This is a genomic window from Defluviitalea raffinosedens (assembly GCF_016908775.1).
Lineage (GTDB): Bacteria > Bacillota > Clostridia > Lachnospirales > Defluviitaleaceae > Defluviitalea > Defluviitalea raffinosedens.
Genome location: NZ_JAFBEP010000006.1, coordinates 1 through 17,942 on the forward strand (window position 1 = coordinate 1; position 17,942 = coordinate 17,942).

Annotated in this window: 19 protein-coding genes; 3 read left to right on the forward strand and 16 right to left on the reverse strand. The window is 33.4% G+C overall.

What is annotated here, in order from left to right:
• Positions 1-76 precede the first annotated feature (76 nt).
• Positions 77-643: a phosphate acyltransferase gene (locus tag JOD07_RS06110; RefSeq protein ID WP_204612864.1), complete on the reverse strand. Its 567-nt coding sequence runs from the start codon at positions 641-643 to the stop codon at positions 77-79.
• Between the two features lie 182 nt (positions 644-825).
• Between JOD07_RS06110 and JOD07_RS06115 the strand changes: the two genes are divergently transcribed.
• Together JOD07_RS06115 and ylbJ are read left to right on the forward strand one after the other, a co-directional pair.
• On the forward strand, positions 826-2,088 hold the full coding sequence (locus tag JOD07_RS06115) for a nucleotidyltransferase (RefSeq protein ID WP_158739098.1): 1,263 nt from the start codon (positions 826-828) through the stop codon (positions 2,086-2,088).
• A 72-nt stretch (positions 2,089-2,160) separates the two neighbouring features.
• On the forward strand, positions 2,161-3,366 hold the full coding sequence (gene ylbJ / locus JOD07_RS06120) for a sporulation integral membrane protein YlbJ (RefSeq protein WP_158739099.1): 1,206 nt from the start codon (positions 2,161-2,163) through the stop codon (positions 3,364-3,366).
• Here the strand turns inward: ylbJ and JOD07_RS06125 are convergent, their stop codons facing one another.
• From JOD07_RS06125 to JOD07_RS06155, 7 genes are all read right to left on the reverse strand, one after another.
• Entirely contained in the window at positions 3,367-3,876 is a 510-nt protein-coding gene (locus JOD07_RS06125) for an ATPase (protein WP_158739100.1), read from the reverse strand.
• Positions 3,877-3,887: 11 nt separating this feature from the next.
• Positions 3,888-4,364: a pantetheine-phosphate adenylyltransferase gene (gene coaD, locus JOD07_RS06130; protein WP_158739101.1), complete on the reverse strand. Its 477-nt coding sequence runs from the start codon at positions 4,362-4,364 to the stop codon at positions 3,888-3,890.
• A gap of 2 nt (positions 4,365-4,366) precedes the next feature.
• Complete coding sequence (rsmD, locus tag JOD07_RS06135) at positions 4,367-4,921, reverse strand: 16S rRNA (guanine(966)-N(2))-methyltransferase RsmD (protein WP_158739102.1); 555 nt, start codon at positions 4,919-4,921, stop codon at positions 4,367-4,369.
• Between the two features lie 278 nt (positions 4,922-5,199).
• Positions 5,200-5,409, reverse strand: coding sequence for an alpha/beta-type small acid-soluble spore protein (locus JOD07_RS06140; RefSeq protein ID WP_158739103.1), 210 nt, complete (start codon positions 5,407-5,409; stop codon positions 5,200-5,202).
• Positions 5,410-5,516: 107 nt separating this feature from the next.
• Complete coding sequence (recG, locus tag JOD07_RS06145) at positions 5,517-7,571, reverse strand: ATP-dependent DNA helicase RecG (RefSeq protein WP_158739104.1); 2,055 nt, start codon at positions 7,569-7,571, stop codon at positions 5,517-5,519.
• A 102-nt stretch (positions 7,572-7,673) separates the two neighbouring features.
• The gene (locus tag JOD07_RS06150) at positions 7,674-9,320 is read right to left on the reverse strand and encodes a DAK2 domain-containing protein (RefSeq protein WP_158739105.1); all 1,647 of its coding nucleotides are present in this window, start codon (positions 9,318-9,320) and stop codon (positions 7,674-7,676) included.
• 22 nt (positions 9,321-9,342) lie between these two features.
• Complete coding sequence (locus tag JOD07_RS06155; protein ID WP_158739106.1) at positions 9,343-9,699, reverse strand: Asp23/Gls24 family envelope stress response protein; 357 nt, start codon at positions 9,697-9,699, stop codon at positions 9,343-9,345.
• A 209-nt stretch (positions 9,700-9,908) separates the two neighbouring features.
• Between JOD07_RS06155 and rpmB the strand changes: the two genes are divergently transcribed.
• Positions 9,909-10,097, forward strand: a complete 189-nt coding sequence (gene rpmB, locus JOD07_RS06160) for a 50S ribosomal protein L28 (protein ID WP_158739107.1) — start codon at positions 9,909-9,911, stop codon at positions 10,095-10,097.
• Positions 10,098-10,298: 201 nt separating this feature from the next.
• On the opposite strand, the gene JOD07_RS06165 is transcribed toward rpmB, so the two are convergent.
• The 8 genes from JOD07_RS06165 to rsmB form a co-directional block, all read right to left on the reverse strand.
• Positions 10,299-10,436 (reverse strand): hypothetical protein, encoded by a 138-nt coding sequence (locus JOD07_RS06165; RefSeq protein WP_180322427.1) that lies wholly within the window; start codon positions 10,434-10,436, stop codon positions 10,299-10,301.
• A gap of 105 nt (positions 10,437-10,541) precedes the next feature.
• Complete coding sequence (locus JOD07_RS06170; protein ID WP_158739108.1) at positions 10,542-11,180, reverse strand: thiamine diphosphokinase; 639 nt, start codon at positions 11,178-11,180, stop codon at positions 10,542-10,544.
• Between the two features lie 2 nt (positions 11,181-11,182).
• Positions 11,183-11,848 (reverse strand): ribulose-phosphate 3-epimerase, encoded by a 666-nt coding sequence (gene rpe, locus JOD07_RS06175; RefSeq protein WP_158739109.1) that lies wholly within the window; start codon positions 11,846-11,848, stop codon positions 11,183-11,185.
• Between the two features lie 3 nt (positions 11,849-11,851).
• Positions 11,852-12,733 carry a ribosome small subunit-dependent GTPase A gene (rsgA, locus tag JOD07_RS06180; protein ID WP_158739110.1) on the reverse strand — a complete coding sequence of 294 codons (882 nt, stop codon included), beginning with the start codon at positions 12,731-12,733 and terminating at the stop codon, positions 11,852-11,854.
• Positions 12,734-12,748: 15 nt separating this feature from the next.
• Positions 12,749-14,728, reverse strand: a complete 1,980-nt coding sequence (gene pknB, locus JOD07_RS06185) for a Stk1 family PASTA domain-containing Ser/Thr kinase (protein WP_158739111.1) — start codon at positions 14,726-14,728, stop codon at positions 12,749-12,751.
• A 4-nt stretch (positions 14,729-14,732) separates the two neighbouring features.
• A complete protein-coding gene (locus JOD07_RS06190) occupies positions 14,733-15,482 on the reverse strand; it encodes a Stp1/IreP family PP2C-type Ser/Thr phosphatase (protein ID WP_158739112.1) in 750 nt (249 codons plus the stop codon).
• 11 nt (positions 15,483-15,493) lie between these two features.
• Positions 15,494-16,531: a dual-specificity RNA methyltransferase RlmN gene (gene rlmN / locus JOD07_RS06195; protein WP_158739113.1), complete on the reverse strand. Its 1,038-nt coding sequence runs from the start codon at positions 16,529-16,531 to the stop codon at positions 15,494-15,496.
• A 5-nt stretch (positions 16,532-16,536) separates the two neighbouring features.
• Positions 16,537-17,889, reverse strand: coding sequence for a 16S rRNA (cytosine(967)-C(5))-methyltransferase RsmB (gene rsmB, locus JOD07_RS06200; RefSeq protein ID WP_158739114.1), 1,353 nt, complete (start codon positions 17,887-17,889; stop codon positions 16,537-16,539).
• Positions 17,890-17,942 lie beyond the last annotated feature (53 nt).

The window sequence follows — 17,942 nt, forward strand, 5'->3', positions numbered from 1 at the left end:
TACTTTTGCCCTTTTGCCATTGTAGACACTTCCTTCCCTTTTTATATTTTAAGGTGTTCGGCTTTTTGTGTCTACACTAATATACTAACACCACAGCCAACTCTTCAGCATTTGGATTAGGAACAAGTCCTGCATCACTAAATACAAATATACCATTTGATCCAAAATCACAATCAGGAACAACCATTACAAAAAATGAAGACACTAATTTTGTATTTGGAGCAGTTTTTAATATTTGAAGAGATGGTCTAAGTACATTAGCAGTAGAGTTCACAGCACCAGCTACCATTCCATCGGCGATACCTTTTTTAACCATCATTACTCCAAAATAAAGAGGATCTTTAAGAAGTTTTTCGGCCTGTTCTCTAGTCAATCCTTTGCTTTTTCTTAATTCTACTAAAGTATCAACAAAATCGTTCATACGATCATAATGTTCTGGATCGACAATGTTTGCACCAGAAATATTCAAGCCTTCTGCTTTTTCTAATATCGCTGCTTCATTTCCAACTAAGATGATATTGGCTAATTCTTCTTGTAAAATAATTTGAGCAGCTTCCAAAGTCCTTCTTTCTAACGATTCTGGTAAAACTATGGTTTTTTTGCAAGCTTTTGCTTTTTGCTTAATAGATTGTAAAAAGTCCACAATATTACTCCTTTCAATATTATTCTTTTATCTATTATAAACAACTTGCTTATTGTATACAATAGTCTTATGCAAAGTTTAGCATTTTTTTGTTTTTACATCCCCATTGACATGCGTTATTATGCATAGATAATAAAAATATAAGTAAAAACATTAAAAACAATAAAATGAGGAGTATTTCAATGAAAATTGTAGGCTTAATTACTGAATATAATCCTTTTCATAATGGACATTTATACCATCTTCAAAAATCTAAAGAAGCTACCGGGGCACAATATACCATTGTAGTTATGAGCGGTAATTATGTACAACGAGGTGAACCGGCAATCGTTGATAAATGGACCAGAACCAAAATGGCTTTAATATGTGGTGCTGACCTGGTTATTGAACTGCCGGTTGTATATGCAACTGCCAGCGCAGAATTCTTTGCATTTGGCGCTGTATCCATCCTTCATAATTCTGGCATTGTAGATTCCATTTGCTTTGGAAGTGAACATGGAGATTTAATGTTATTGTCACAAATAGCTAATTTTTTATACGATGAATCTGAGGATTTTCAAAAAAATCTCAAGATCTTTTTGTCTCAGGGCTTTCCTTTTCCAACGGCAAGAACCAAAGCTTTATTTAGTCTTTTAAGTCAAAATAATTCCCTTAAAAAAAGTGAGGATGAATTAAAAGAATTCTTAACCTCTCCGAATAACATTTTAGGAATTGAATATATTAAGGCACTCAAAAATCTGGGCAGCTCGATTAAACCTTACACCATTCAGCGAAAAGGCGCTTCGTATCATTCAAAAGACATTGAGTCTTCTATTGCATCGGCAACAGCCATCAGAAATGCTTTTAAAAATGAATCTGTTCATGACTTAAGTCAAGCTATGCCTAAAGAATGTTTTGATTTATTTATGAGAACTGTAGATTCTGGGACAGCCCCCATTTACTTTGATGATTTTTCACCAGACCTTCAGTATATACTGAGAACGACAACTCAGGAAAATTTACGTAGTATTAGAGAAATCTCTGAGGGATTGGAAAATAGAATTATAGAATATGCTTCTGGCAATTTCTTAATCAGTGAACTCACTAAAGCTGTCAAAACAAAAAGATATACTCTGACCAGAATTCAAAGAGCCCTAATGAATGTTATTCTTCAAATCTCTTCCAAAGATTTCTGGACATTTCAAAATAACGGAGGCCCTCAATACATACGAATATTAGGCTTTAGGGAAAGTGCACGTCCATTATTAAAAAAATTAAAACAGCGCTCCAGTCTTCCTGTTGTTTCAAATTTTAAAAAATCTTATTATAAACTGGATGGACTTCCTAAGAAAATGCTTGAAATAGAATCCATGGCTACAGATCTATACAGGCTTCATACACCTAATCCTTCCCAAAGATTAATTGGAACGGAATTTTCTACTCCATTAATTATTTTGGAGCAATAAAAAAACATATATATAAACAAGTTTAACATATTTATTTATTATAGTATGTGAAAATGCTATGGGGGAAATTCTATGGGATCTACAAAAAATGCTTTAAAAAGGTCTAAGCTTTTTTTTATTGCTATTGTAATTTTTACTGTTGGAGGAATTATTCTTTTTCCTCAAGAAGTATTTAATGCTTCAAAAAAAGGACTCTTGCTGTGGTTTAATACAGTATTTCCTTCTTTATTTCCCTTTATGATAGGTACTTATTTGCTGATTGAATTAGGGATCGTTCGTTTTATTGGAGTATTGTTTGAGCCCATTATGCGTCCTTTATTCAATGTTCCGGGAGTTGGAGCTTTTGCATGGATTATGGGGCTGACCTCAGGCTATCCAGTGGGTGCTAAAATTACAGCCGATTTACGGGCTAAAGGACAAATCACTCAAGTAGAGGCCCAACGCCTAATTGCTTTTTCAAATAACAGCGGCCCCCTGTTTATCTTAGGAGCCGTATCCGTAGGGATGTTGTCCAATCCTGAGGTAGGAATGTTTCTTTTAGGAATCCATTATTTGTCTTCTCTTTCAGTAGGTCTTTTGTTTAGATTTTACAAAAGAGAGGCTACATGTAAAAGCAATAGCTATAAACATCTTTTTAAAAGAGCCATAGAACAGCTTATTCAAGATCAAAAAATGCAATCTAAAAAAATAGGTTTTATTTTAAAAGAAAGCATTATTCATTCTATGGATTTAGTTACTCAAATAGGGGGATTTATTATATTATTTTCTGTAGTGGCCGAATTGTTAAAAATTTTTTCTATAATGGATTTGCTTAGCAAATTATTGCATCCGGTTTTCTTATTTTTAGGTTTTGACAAAAGCTTAATAAATGGGTGGATTCTTGCAATCATAGAAATAACAAATGGAATAAATATGATGGGTTCATCCTCTACACCCTTGATTCAACAATTGATTTTAATCAACTCAGTCATAGCATGGGGAGGTATATCCATCCTGATGCAAACTGTCAGTGTCATCAGTCATTCAGATATCAATGTTTCAGTATATGCTTTGGCCAAATTCATCCAAGCCATTTTCGCTATGATCTATACGATGCTTCTGTACCCCCAGATTAAAAATTTTCAAACCTATTCAGTTTTTAATACTTTTCAATACTTTCATCCGCACAATCCTTTATTGCAAACTTGGACCTACGTTTGCAGCAGTTTATGTATTTTATTCATCATACTAAACTTTATTATAAGAAAAAAAGCGTGCAATAAACGCACGCATTACTAATTACTTTTGTGTATTTCCTTTAAGTTCCTGACGATTTTCATAAATAGTGTTAATGGTTTGGCCTAAAGAATTTTCTAATTCAGATGTTTCCTTATGAATCTTTTCTAAAGCCTGTTTAATGTTATTTTCTACTAAAGACAAAATTTCATCTGCATAATCTATAGCGCCTAAACGCATTTGCTTTGAATTTTCTTTAGCATGTTCAATAATTTCTTCTGCCTGCTCATAAGCTCTCTTAGTAATCTCATTTTCATCAACTAACTTAGCTATTCTTTCGTCTGCTTCTTTCATGATACTTTCTGCTTCTTTCTGAGCATCAATAAGAATTTTATTCCTTTCTTCGATGACCCATTTGGATTGCTTAATTTCATTAGGCAACTTTAAGCGGATATCTGTAATAATTTCTAAAAGTTCATCTTTATCTACCATTACTTTCCCTGTAAAAGGAACAGCACTGCTGCTGTCTAAAATATCCTCCATCACATCTAATAATTGTAAAATACTATCCATATTCCCCCACCTCACATATATTTTGTCCGCAAATATTCTGCAACTTTCGGTGGAACTAAAGCATCGACATTTCCACCAAATCGTGCAATTTCTTTAACAACACTGGAACTTAAAAATGAATACTGTACATTGGTTGCAAGAAAAATTGTTTCAATATCACTGTTTAAATATTGGTTTGCCTGTGCCAATTGGAGCTCATATTCAAAGTCAGTAACAGCTCTTAATCCCCTTATAATGACATTGGCATTTTTTTGTTTTGCAAATTCAACCAAAAGTCCTGAAAAAGATTCTATGCTAATATTGGGCAAATCATCTGTTACATTTTCTAAAAGCTGAATACGTTCTTCAAGAGTCAAAAGTGGTTGCTTCCTGACATTACACAGTACCCCAACAATCAAATAATCGACAACTTTTGAAGCTCTTTTTATAACATCAAGATGTCCATAAGTAACTGGGTCAAAAGTACCGGGATAGATTCCGATTTTCATATTTAGTCCTCCAACAATCTTAAGAATGTCATTGTAGTAGTCTTATAATTTTTTTCTTTCCATAATTGGAACTTGTCCAAATTTGAAATACTTTTTTCTGATGCATGTTCAATAATAATATAACCTGAATCATTTAATAATCCATAATCAGCAATTTTCATTATTGTCTCATCTATAACATCTTCAGCGTAAGGAGGATCCATAAAAATGATATCAAAGCATTCATTCCGCTCTTTTAAAAGATCTAATCCTGCATTTACACTGCACTGATATACGATTCCTAAATGATTTAATTTTGTATGTAAAAGATTTTCTTCAATTATTTTTTTACATACTGGAGATTTATCAATAAATACAGCCTTTTTTGCTCCTCTACTTAAGGCTTCAATCCCTATGGCACCTGTCCCGCTGTATAAATCAAGAAAAGAGCAATCAAATAAATCGGGAGCAATAATATTAAATAAAGATTCTTTTATTTTATCTGTCGTAGGGCGTGTTTCGAATCCTTTTGGAACTTTTAACTTATGTCCCTTCGCACTGCCTGCAATAACTCTCAATATGGTCCCTCCAATAATCAACTGATCGTAGTTGATTTGATTTACAAATATCAACAAAAAAATCATTTTTACTTATAATTATAATTTTATAATAAACTGAATAAATGTCAATTATGATGTACATAATATTATTGAATCCCCTTAATATTCTTCTTTTATTTCTCCTCTCCCTTAAAATGCACTGATTATTTATTAATCGGTGTATTTTTTATTGTATATATTGAAAAAGGAATGACAAATGTCATTCCTTTTTCAATATTTTATCTTAAATTTATTGATTAAAGAGTTGTACTACCTGCCATTTGTTGTTCTTGTTGTTCAATCATTTTTTTAACCATGTATCCACCGATAGAACCAGCCTGAGCAGCTGTTAAGTCACCATTATATCCTTGCTTTAAAGGTACTCCAATTTCATTTGCAACTTCATATTTGAATTGATCTAAAGCTGCTCTTGCTTGAGGAACTACTTTTCTATTTCTGCTTGCCATGATATAATCCTCCTTTTAAATTTAGAGATGATGTTGTACCAATATATGTGGTACACTAGTATTATGTGCAATTTTTTGTCGAATATAATTGTTAAAATTTAGAACTATTACAAGGATATCTCTTTTATTTTTTCAGAAAAAAGTTGATGAATCCTGCTCTTTAATAATTGATGTTCTTCCTTTTCCAAATTAGGATCCATATTTAATACTTCAATACATGCTTCCTGAGCTTTTTTTAAAATAGAAATATCTTTATATAAATTAGCAATTTTCAAATCCGGAAGCCCGTGTTGCCTTGTCCCAAAAAATTCTCCTGGTCCCCTGATTTTTAAATCGGTTTCTGAAATTTCAAATCCATTATTCGTCTTTTTCATGACTTTCATACGTTCCATTGTAACTTTACTTTTAGAATCTGTTATTAAAATACAATAAGATTTAAATTGACCTCTACCAACTCTCCCTCGCAGCTGATGAAGCTGTGCCAGTCCAAATCGTTCCGCATTTTCAATGAGCATGATGGTTGCATTGGGTACATTGACGCCAACTTCGATTACTGTGGTGGATACCAATATGTGTATTTCTCCTTTTAAAAATTCTTCCATTACTTTTTGCTTTTCTTTAGGTTTCATTTTGCCGTGCAAATAACTTATATTATATTCTTCAAACTCATGTTTTATTTGATCTGTGTACGAAATAACTGACTGAAGTTCTTGATCATCAGATTCTTCAACCATGGGACAAATGATATATGCCTGTCTTCCACTCATCAATTCTTTCTTGATGAACTGGTAAACCCGATGTCTGTAAGAAGAGTTCACACTGTATGTATCAATTTTTTGCCTTCCGGGAGGCAATTCATCAATAATAGAAATATCTAAGTCACCATACAGTATAAGGGCTAAAGTTCTTGGAATTGGAGTGGCTGTCATCACAAGAACATCCGGATTGCTTCCTTTTTCTGAAAGTATTGTTCTTTGTCTTACACCAAAACGATGCTGCTCATCTGTAATCACTAATCCCAATGCTTTAAACGCAACATTTTCTTGAATAAGGGCATGGGTTCCAAAAACAATATCAATTTCTCCCTCTTTGATTTGCTTTAAAATATTTTCTTTTTGCTTTTTTGTGAGAGAACCTGTAAGCAAACCTGTTCTGATATTAAATTGATTTAAGATAGGTGCCAAACCTTGGTAATGCTGTGTTGCCAGAACTTCCGTAGGCGCCATCATAACCCCTTGGTAATTATTTTTAACAGCTATGAACAAGGCAATTGCAGCAACTATGGTTTTCCCTGAGCCAACATCTCCTTGTACCAGTCGATTCATTACCTTTTCACTGATCATATCTTTTTTTATTTCTTCAACTACTCTTTTTTGAGCACTGGTGAGTTCAAACGGCAAACTCCTGATAAATTCACCTAATTCACTTATGGATTTAAAAGCAATACCTTTTCTTTTTTGATCCATTTGATTTTTAATACTCATGAGACCCATCTGAAGCAAAAAAAGTTCTTCAAAAACTAAACGGTTTCTGGCAATAAAATAACTTTGATCAGATTCTGGAAAGTGTATATTGTTCATCGAATAATTGTAGTCAGCTAATTGGTATTTTTTACGAATCCATAAAGGTAAAAATTCTATCAACTGATTTTGAGTTTCATCCAATGCATTACGAATGAGCTGTCTTATTATCTTTTGAGATAACTTATATGTGCTGGGATAAATAGGAATAATGGGCCTTGCAAAAATATTTTGATCCTCTGCCACCTTCTCATAATCTGGTGATTCCATTTGAATTTGACCATATTTAAACGTCACTTTTCCAGAGAAAAGATAGGTATCATTTAATTGAAACTGCTTTTTCAAATAAGGTTGTCCAAACCAAACAGCAAATAAACTGCCGCTATCATCTCTTAAATTGACTTTTGTAAGAATTTGACGACCTTTTTTAAGGTTTTGAGGCAGTGTACCTATTTTAGCTAATATTGTATTCACTTCATTATATTCAATTTCACTAATTTTTCTTATTTTAGATCTGTCTTCATATTCTCTTGGAAAATGATATAAAAGATCACCAACTGTATATATATTTAATTTATTAAGCTTTTTTAAGGTCTGTTCTCCCACTCCCTTTATAGATTCTACAGGATCTGAAAGATTCATAAAAAACTCCTTTCATTAAGAAAAGGCTAAAGAAATGAATATAAATCTCTAGCCTTTTATACAGTATAAATTTTAAAATGTAACCTCTGCTTAGATCATCTATTATTCAACTGAAAAAATATAATAGTAAAGAGGTTGACCACCAAAATGCACTTCTACTTCACAATCAGGATAATTTTCTTCAATATATTCTTTAGCTTTAATGGCCTCTTCTTCTTTAACATCTTCTCCATAGTATATACTTACGATTTCACTGTCTTCGTCCACAATTTTATCAATCAATTCATATACTGCTTCTTCTAAGTTATCAGAAACTACTTCAATATTTCCTTCATCCATTCCAAGTATATTTCCCTTTTTAATCTCTCGATCCCCAATAACGGTATCTCTGACTGCAAAAGTAATTTGGCCAGTCTTAACATAAGACATACTCTCATTCATGGATTCTAAAGTTTCTTCGATCGAATGATCAGGCTCATATCCAATCATCGCAGCTATTCCCTGAGGAATCGTTTTAGAGGGGACAACAAAAATTTCTTTGTCTTTAGACAATTGTTGAGCTTGTTCTGCAGCTAAAATAATATTTTTATTATTAGGAAGTATAATTACTTTTTCTGCATTTACCTTTTCAACAGCAGTTAAAATGTCTTCTGTACTAGGGTTCATAGTTTGCCCACCCTGAATAATATAGTCAACACCTAGACCTTTAAAAATCTCCTGAATGCCTTCACCGATTGAAACAGCTATAAAACCTATTGGTTTCTTTTCTTGAGGTTTTGATTCTTTGATTTCTTCAACTATAACTTTATTACTATGCTGTTCGCGCATATTATCAATTTTCATATTCGTTAATGAACCAAAAGTCAATCCTTTTTCAATCGCTTGTCCCGGGTGGTCTGTATGTACATGTACTTTGATCACCTCATCGTCCTCAACGACTACTATGGAGTCACCGATTGAATTCAAGAATTCTCTTAGTTCACTAATTTGTGACGGATTATTTTCGGAACGATTAATAATAAACTCTGTACAATAACCGAATGTAATATCTTCATTACTTATGGTAGACAAAGCACTGTAAGAACCTTTACTGATTCCTGCAGAAACACTTTCCTCCAAATGAATATCCTCTTTGCTGCTTAGAGCTTTTAAAGCACCTTCGATAATGTAAAGAAGCCCTCTTCCTCCTGCATCAACTACTCCTGCTTGTTTTAAAACCGGAAGCATGTCTGGCGTTTTTTTCAAAACAGTATGGGCGTAGGAAAGTACTTCTTTCAAAAATTCTTCTATATTATCTGTTTCCAATGATAATTGCAATGCTTTTTCAGTTGCTTCTCTGGCCACAGTTAAAATTGTGCCTTCTTTTGGTTTCATAACTGCCTTATAAGCAGTTTTAACGCCTTCTTCAAAAGCCTCTGCCAAGGCAACAGTGTCTATGGTACTATGAGTTTGAAGTCCTTTAGAAAAACCCCTAAAAAGTTGGGATAAAATAACTCCTGAATTACCTCTTGCACCTCTTAAAGAACCAGAAGCGGCTGCCTTTGCAATTTCAAATACATCATTTGAATCAGACTTTTCAACTTCTCTGGCTGCCGCTAATACCGTTAGAGACATATTTGTTCCTGTATCTCCATCTGGAACTGGGAAGACGTTCAATTCATCTACAATTTGCTTGTTTTGTTCTAAATAATTTGCTCCTGCTATGATCATTCTTTTTAGCGTAGAACCATCTATAGATAAAATACTCACTTTGCTGCCTCCTTTGTATCCATTAATTGTCTACTCGAACACCTTCGACAAATATATTGATTTTTTCTACTTTTAGTCCAATAAATTCTTCAACTTTATATTTAACGGTATTAATTAAATTGTCTGCCACAGCAGAAATCTTAGTACCGTATTCAACGATAATATGAAAATCAATTGTTACACCATTTTCGTTAATATATACCTTAATACCTTTAGTGAGGCTCTCTTTTCTTAACAACTGTACTAAGCCATCAGTAACGTTTTTTGTTGCCATTCCTACGATTCCATAGCATTCCATTGCTGTTAATCCGGCAATACGCGCAATGACTTCCTCTTCTATAAATATATTTCCATATTCATTCATTAAACTACCAACCATAGCGTAACCTCCTGCATCATCATTTTTTCATCACAATATCACTATAGAGTATGCTATTATATATTATATCATCTTTTCTAGTTTTTCAAAATAAAATTGTCAATAATAAATATATAATAAAAATATATTTTCCCTTGCATTATGATATAGTATCTGATAAAATAGTTTTGTTGTGTCACGGTGATGGAATTCAAAGGAGGTGTTGTGTGATGGCAAAATGCGATATCTGTCAAAAAGGTATTCACTTTGGTATTCAAGTGAGCCACTCTCATAGAAGATCCAATAAACAATGGAAACCAAATATTAAAAGAGTAAAAGCTGTAGTGAATGGAGCAAATAAGACATTAAATGTATGTACAAGATGCTTACGTTCTAATGCAGTTGTTCGTGCAAATTAAAAAAACAAAGTTCTTTTTAGAACTTTGTTTTTTTATTGCATAGAAAACCCATAAAGAAGCTAGTCTTCTTATTTCAAAAAACGCTCAATCCCATTCTTATCTTAACTAGATTTTATACCGCATAATTTTTTTAATATGGAACCAAGAAATTTTGGCATTTTGACTACCATGATTTTCACTTCTTCCACCTCCGTTAAAATTTTATGATAAAAAAATATAACCTAGCAAAATAAGTATTATAGACAAAATAATAATAAATGTAGTCCCAGGAAGAAGAAAAACAAGAAGCATGCCAATTCCCATTGCAATAAATATTAGCCCCAATACTCTTTTTTTCATTTCCTTCTCCTTAATCAATAATATTGCTTATTATAGTCTATTCCATATATTTTTAATGTGTGCAAAGCAAAACGGACTCAACATATGATCTGTCGAGTCCGTTTTTTAATTGTCCTTGGCCTGAATGATTAACAACAATCCAGATTGGAGCCTTATACGGGCTTTTGAAGAAAGCATTACGTTACTTATACCATAGGAGCTGCCAGCAACTAATGTTGCATCTTTAAGTGTATAATAAAGTCCCTCAGTACATACTCCCTTTACTTCCATCGTAAAAGGTATTAAAGATACAATATCATTTTTATTCCCATAGATTATTACTTCCCGATCTGTTAAGTAAATTTGATTATGCTCATTTATAAGTGTTGCTGCTACATTTTGCTTTAGCGCTGAATAAAGCAAATGAACATTTCCCAAGGTATGGTCAAAGCGAGTTCCTATTCCGCCAACAATCCATATATGAGAAGGTCTTTTTGCAATTGCATATTCCAAAGCAATTTCAGTATCTGTTTTATCTTTTTCTGAAGGAAAGGTCTCAAAAGGAACATTCTGATCTTTAAAGAATAATATAGTTTCCTCAGAAGCTGAATCAAAATCTCCAATAATGAGATCTGGAGTTAAATTTAATATTCTTGCGTGTTCCATTCCTCGGTCTGCACAAATAATAAAATCAGCCTCATCAACGTATTTTTTATAAAATAAATAATCTTTTATTTCTCCGCCGGCCAAAATTAATATATTCATTATTACTCTCCAAATTTACTAAATACTTTTATAAATTCTTGTATCGTTTCAACAGGATTAGGTGTATCATAGACTGCTGAGCCGGCTACTAAAATATTTGTTCCTGCTTTAATAATTTCTTCTGCATTATCTAAATTGGCTCCTCCATCTATTTCTATTTCTACAGGCAACTGATTTTCTTGAATATACTTAGACAATTCTCTAATTTTATCTAAACATTGAGGAATGAATGTTTGTCCCCCAAATCCAGGATTAACAGTCATAATAAGAACCATATCTATATCAGGGAGTATATATTTTAAGACACTTAAATCTGTTGCCGGATTTAAAGCAACGCCTGCTTTCATTCCTAATTTCTTAATCTGTTGAACGGTTCTATGAAGATGTGTGCATGCTTCAGCATGAACAGTCAAGATATCAGCCCCTGCTTCATGAAAGCTCTCCAAATACTGATCCGGATTGGAGATCATTAAGTGAACATCAAACGGAAGCTTCGTATGTTTTCTTAAACTTTTGATGACAGGGGGTCCTAAAGTTATATTAGGCACAAAATGTCCATCCATCACATCAATATGAACAAGGTGTGCTCCCCCTTTATCCAGTATTTGTACTGCATCTTTTAATTGAGAAAAGTCTGCCGATAATATGGAAGGAGCCAATTTTATCATGTCTTACCATCTCCTTTGCTTTGCTGATTCAAGTTCGTTATAAATGAATCTATAGCGCTCGTATCTTCCTTGATCAATCATACCTTCATTTAGCTTTTGCTTAATCATACATTGAGGCTCGTGAATATGACTGCATTCAGAAAATTTGCAGTAATCCCTGTATAAATTAAATTCTTTAAAATACTTTTGAAGTACATCAGGAGAAATATGCTCTAGGGAAAGAGAGCTAAAACCCGGTGTGTCTAAAACAAAACCTCCCTCGCTTAAAGCAAGGAGTTCTACATGACGTGTCGTGTGTTTCCCTCTCTTTACTTTTTGGCTAATATCTCCTGTTTTCAGTTTTAAGTTGGCATCTACTTTATTTAATAATGATGACTTACCTACTCCGGAAGGACCTGCAAAAACAGAGGTTTTACTCATTAATTCTCTTTTTAATTCTTCAATTCCTATATTTGAAACCGTACTTGTTAAAATGACTTTGTAACCTGCTCTTTCATATACAGACTTAATCTCTTCATAATCTTTTTCAATATCTAAATCGATTTTATTGATACATATACAGATATCTAAATTTTGCTCTTCAATCAATACTAAGAATCTGTCTAAAAGTTGGAGATTGGGATCCGGACTTTTTGCAGCAAAAACAATAATCGCTTGATCTATATTTGCAACTGGCGGACGAATTAAGAGATTTTTTCTTGGTAATATTTCAATAATACTTCCAGTCAACTGACTCTCATCAGGAATAATTTTTACGATATCACCTATGTAAGGAGTAATGTTAGTATTTCTAAATTTACCCCTTGCCTTACATTCATATATTTTGTCTTCTGCTTTAACATAGTAAAATCCGGCAATCCCTTTAACAATAGTTCCAGTGATCATATTACCTCCTTCATATTACTCAAAATCAATGGATTCTCTATAATATATATCATCATTCATATATACCTCAATATACCCTGTCCCTTCACCGGTTACAGCAATATCTAAAGGAAAATCCGAAATTGAATGAGTTTGCTCATAAATAAAATTATTTTCTCCATTTAATCTTACTCTAACGTGGAATGTATCAGTATTCGAATCAAGGGGAGCCAATATGGTAATATGTTTTTCCACTGGCCCAGTTGATGGAGATTCATTTGGATGTTGACTTTCTGATGGTTCTTGCTGTTCTTCTTTTCCTTCACTGACAACGAAACCAACTTTATAACCTTCTTTTACGGTTTCTCCAGCTTGTATGCTTTGACTCACTACATATCCCTTTGCAACATCACTGTGAGGTATATATGTAATCTGTCCAATGCCAAGTCCTGAATTTATTAATTGATTCTTTGCAGCTTGTTCAGTTAAATTGAGAAGATTAGGAACAATGACTGTTTTTATTTCAGGTCCTAAACTCACAGTTAATATAACCATTTCACCAGCTTTCAGCATAGTGCCTGCTTTTGGCTCTTGAGAGATCACAATATTTTCATCTACTGAATCATTATATTGAGCATCTCTTCTTATATACAGACCTAAATCTTCTAACATACTTTTCGCATAAGCATAATCTCTATTTTCTACATCAGGTACTTCAACGGTTTGTACACCTTTGCTGACTACTACTTCAACTTCTGAGTTTAAATTGATAATCGTACCTTCTTCCGGATCCTGCATGATGATTTTTCCTTCAGGAATCTCGTCATGATAAGCTTCATCGCTTACTTTCAGAATCAATTCTTTTTCTTCCAATAGTGCTTTAGCCTCTTCAATATCCAGATTAACAAGAGAAGGCACTGCAACCACTTTCGGTTCTAAATAACTTTGAATAAATTTAATGCCTATTGCACTTATAACAAAAATAAGAATAAAAGCTGTAAAAACAGCTCCTGCTGTAACCCATTTTTCTCTGGGATCTTTTTCTTCAGGAACTTGTTCCTTCTTATCCACTTCTTCCTTATTTTCATTAATACTATTTTTCTTATCGCCTCTTAGCAATTTCATATCTTGTTCAGACATTTGAATAGTCGGTGAATTTTCTATATCAGGTATTTTTACAAAACTACCGTTAGGATGTTGTAAAGATTGTTCCATGTCTTTAATCATTTCATCAATATTCCTGTATCTGTTTTCAGGCTTCTTTTGGGTAGCTTTTATAATAATATCTTCGAGACTTGTAGATAACTCAGTGTTATAACTTCTTGGTGAGGGAATATCTTCATTTATATGTTTTAGGGCAACCGTAACAGGACTTTCTCCTTCGAAGGGAAGCATTTTGGTCCCCATTTCATACATGACAATCCCTAAAGAGTAAATATCACTTGTCTTATCTATATAACCACCTCTGGCTTGTTCCGGTGAAAAATAATGTACAGAACCAATTGCATTTCCTGTGGTAACAACTGTTGATGAGTCTACCGCTCTGGCAATACCAAAATCTGCAACTTTTAATACCCCTTCATCTGTAATCAATATGTTTTGTGGTTTTATATCTCTATGGATAATATTTTTTTTATGGGCATGTTGTAACGCTGATGCGATATCCATTGCCACACTAAGAACTCTTTCTGACGTAAAAGGTGCTTCTTCCTCAATAATTTGCTTTAAAGTTTTACCATGAATGTATTCCATTACAATATAATGAATATGATCTTCATATCCAACATCATAAATACTTACGATATTAGGATGAGATAAACTGGCAGCCGATTGTGCTTCCACTCTAAAACGAGAAACAAATTCTTCATCAGAAGCAAATTCCTCTCTTAATACTTTTATTGCTACATATCGATGGAGTTTATTACATTTTGCTTTATAGACGATGGACATACCGCCAGCTCCGATTTTTTCGATGATTTCGTATCGATTGCTCAATATTGTACCACGTTGTAGCATTGCTTCACCTTCCTTTCGTCCCCCTAATAATAATGACGGAAATGTTATCTAGTCCTCCGTTTTCATTGGCTTTATCCACTAAAGTCTGCGCAATTTCATCCAAATTATCTTTAATTTTAACAATATGTATAATTTCTTCATTATTTAACATGTTGGATAAACCATCTGAACACATAAGAATAATACTTTCTTCTTCGATTTTTGATGTATATACATCAACATCCACAGTGGGATTTGTACCAACAGCTCGAGTAATCGCATGTCGCTTAGGATGATTAAGAGCTTCTTCTTCGGAAATCGTGCCCTTACGGACCATTTCCTCAACAAAAGAGTGATCTAATGTAAGCTGATGTATTTCGTCTTTACCAATAATATAAAGCCTGCTATCCCCAACATGGGCAACATGTATGATGTCCTCCATCAAAACAGCTACAAGAAAAGTTGTTCCCATACCTTTATAAAGTTCATTTTGCATAGCCTTCTCAAATACTATATTATTAGTATGTGCAATAGCATTTGTCAAAAATTCTTGAATATTGTCATTGGATATTACATCGTTTCTATGCTCATGGACGTAATCACAAAAACTCTGAATTGCTAAAGAACTGGCATATTCACCTGCCCGATGTCCTCCCATTCCATCTGCAACGATATAAAGGTTCGGAAGGCAACCAAATTGACTGTCATAAATAAATATGGCATCTTCATTATTTTCTCTATGTTTTCCTTTATCACACCTTCCGGCAGAAATCATACCTTCTCACCTCATTTCTTCTCCAAATATCTCCTTCTAAGCTGACCACAAGCAGCATCAATATCACTGCCAAGTTTTCTTCGAACGGTAGTTTGAATGCCATAAGACTGCAATGTATCCTGAAAATCCTTTACTGAACTTGATGTGCTTTCTTTAAGACTCGACTCTTTAACCGGATTCATAGGTATCAAGTTAACATGACAAAGCATTCCTTTTAATCTTTCACCTAATTCCCGGGCATGCTCTATTCTATCATTCACATGATCTATCAGTGCATATTCAAAGGTAATTCTTCTGTTGGTCATTTCGATATAGTGATGGCATGCTTCAAGAATCTCTTCAATAGAATATTTCTTTGCAATCGGCATCATTTTTTCTCGAATAGTATCATTTGGAGCATGGAGTGAGACTGCCAATGTAATCTGAAGCTTTTTACTGGCCAGTTCATACATTTTATCAACCAAACCACAAGTAGATAACGTAATATGTCTTTGTCCTATGTTTTGTCCCTTTGGATGATTGATTAATTCGATAAACAAGAGAATATTATCTAAATTATCCAGTGGTTCTCCGCTGCCCATGATTACTATGTTTGATACCTTTTCATTACTGTCTTTTTGAATTTGATAAATTTGCTCTAACATTTCGCCGGCTGTTAAATTTCGAATGAGTCCATCTAAAGTTGAAGCACAAAAAGCACAGCCCATTCTGCACCCTACTTGTGATGAAATACAGGCTGTATTACCATAGGTATAATGCATCAAAACACTCTCTATTATATTATTATCTTTTAATGCAAACAAGTATTTTGTCGTTTTATCAATATTTGAAACTGCTTTCTGTTCCAGCTTAAGTTTGTTCCATTCAAAATTTCTTTTTAATTTTTCTCTCAAATCTTTTGGAAGATTCATCATTTCATCAATTTGGTCAACATTTTTTTGATGAATCCATTGAAAGATTTGAACGGCACGAAAACTTTTTTCATCGAATTCTTCCATTATGTTTGATAACTCATCTATTCTTAATGATAAAAGATCTCTACTTTTCATTTTCTTTACCTCTTTCGCTTCAATCGGGCAATAAAAAAGCCATCGCAGTTGTGAACATTCGGAAACAATTGAATATACCCCTTTTTGGATGTATCACAATAAAGCGTTTCAGGAATATAGGGTTCAACAGTATCCAAATCAAAATCAAAGTTTTGGATAAACCAGTTGATATTTTCTAAGTTTTCCTTTTCTGAAATAGTGCATGTACTATATATTAAAACGCCTCCAGGTTTAACATATTGTGAACACACAGATAATATTTTTCTTTGAATACTAACCAATTCATCAATATCCTTACTGGACTTTTTCCACTTTATATCCGGCTTTTTGCGAATAATACCAAGTCCTGAGCACGGAGCATCTATCATCACTCTGTCCATTTGGCATACTTTTTCCTTATCCAAAATTGTTGCATCATAAAGTTCTGTTGTAATGATCTCAATACCCAGTCTTTTAGCAGAATTTCTTATTAAAGTCAATTTATGTTCATGAATGTCCCTGGCAAAAATTTGTCCCTGATTATTCATTAATTCTCCGCAATGGGTCGCTTTGCCTCCAGGTGCTGCACACACATCAAGAATCTTTTCTCCCGGCTTTGGATCAAGAATATGTCCAACTAACATGGAACTTTCATCCTGTACTTGAAATAATCCCTGATTAAATGAAGCCAAATCATTAATTGCAGAAGTCTGCGAAATATGAATAGCTTCCGGTAAGAAAACACCAGGGGATACCTTAACATTCTCTTTTGCCAATAACTCCATCAATGTATCTTTATTGGTCCGTAAAAGATTACATCGGACAGTAATTTGGGGATTTTTATTGGAGGCACTGCATAATTCTTCAATAAAATCAATAGAATAATATTCCAGCCAGTACCTTATAATCCATTTGGGGTAAGAATATTTTACACATATATATTCTATGGGATTTTTGCTTCGATCAGGGTAAGAAATATTATTCATATTTCTTGCTATAGTCCTTAAAACGCCGTTAACAAAACCAGATAACCCGCCTAATCCTCTTTTTTTTGCAATTTTTACTGCTTCGTTACAGGCAGCTGAAACTGGCACTTTTGACATAAATAAAATCTGATAAACTCCCACTCGGAGAATGCTTAAAATCAAAGGCTTCATTTTATTTGTTTTTGTAATGGAAAACTGGTTGATCACATAATCAATGTGACTCATATGTCTAACCGTTCCATTGACCATTTCTGTAATAAAGGCTTTATCCAATGTATTTAAATGAGTATACTGAGAAAAATGTTCTTGGAGAGAAAAATTGCTATATGCCTGATCGTCATTGATTTCACATAGGATCTTTACAGCAATTTCTCTGGGGTTTAATTTTGTCATTTAATTCCTTCCTTTATTTAAAATGTTCTTTTAATATTTCTTCAATAAAGAGA

What these genes read in the sequence shown, in the direction of transcription:
- JOD07_RS06115 (WP_158739098.1), top strand. Translation starts at nt 826, where the DNA reads ATGAAAATTGTAGGCTTAATTACTGAATATAATCCTTTTCATAATGGA.
- ylbJ (WP_158739099.1), top strand. Translation starts at nt 2,161, where the DNA reads ATGGGATCTACAAAAAATGCTTTAAAAAGGTCTAAGCTTTTTTTTATT.
- JOD07_RS06125 (WP_158739100.1), bottom strand. Translation starts at nt 3,876, where the DNA reads ATGGATAGTATTTTACAATTATTAGATGTGATGGAGGATATTTTAGAC.
- coaD (WP_158739101.1), bottom strand. Translation starts at nt 4,364, where the DNA reads ATGAAAATCGGAATCTATCCCGGTACTTTTGACCCAGTTACTTATGGA.
- JOD07_RS06140 (WP_158739103.1), bottom strand. Translation starts at nt 5,409, where the DNA reads ATGGCAAGCAGAAATAGAAAAGTAGTTCCTCAAGCAAGAGCAGCTTTA.
- recG (WP_158739104.1), bottom strand. Translation starts at nt 7,571, where the DNA reads ATGAATCTTTCAGATCCTGTAGAATCTATAAAGGGAGTGGGAGAACAG.
- JOD07_RS06155 (WP_158739106.1), bottom strand. Translation starts at nt 9,699, where the DNA reads ATGGTTGGTAGTTTAATGAATGAATATGGAAATATATTTATAGAAGAG.
- rpmB (WP_158739107.1), top strand. Translation starts at nt 9,909, where the DNA reads ATGGCAAAATGCGATATCTGTCAAAAAGGTATTCACTTTGGTATTCAA.
- JOD07_RS06165 (WP_180322427.1), bottom strand. Translation starts at nt 10,436, where the DNA reads ATGAAAAAAAGAGTATTGGGGCTAATATTTATTGCAATGGGAATTGGC.
- JOD07_RS06170 (WP_158739108.1), bottom strand. Translation starts at nt 11,180, where the DNA reads ATGAATATATTAATTTTGGCCGGCGGAGAAATAAAAGATTATTTATTT.
- rpe (WP_158739109.1), bottom strand. Translation starts at nt 11,848, where the DNA reads ATGATAAAATTGGCTCCTTCCATATTATCGGCAGACTTTTCTCAATTA.
- rsgA (WP_158739110.1), bottom strand. Translation starts at nt 12,733, where the DNA reads ATGATCACTGGAACTATTGTTAAAGGGATTGCCGGATTTTACTATGTT.
- pknB (WP_158739111.1), bottom strand. Translation starts at nt 14,728, where the DNA reads ATGCTACAACGTGGTACAATATTGAGCAATCGATACGAAATCATCGAA.
- JOD07_RS06190 (WP_158739112.1), bottom strand. Translation starts at nt 15,482, where the DNA reads ATGATTTCTGCCGGAAGGTGTGATAAAGGAAAACATAGAGAAAATAAT.
- rlmN (WP_158739113.1), bottom strand. Translation starts at nt 16,531, where the DNA reads ATGAAAAGTAGAGATCTTTTATCATTAAGAATAGATGAGTTATCAAAC.
- rsmB (WP_158739114.1), bottom strand. Translation starts at nt 17,889, where the DNA reads ATGACAAAATTAAACCCCAGAGAAATTGCTGTAAAGATCCTATGTGAA.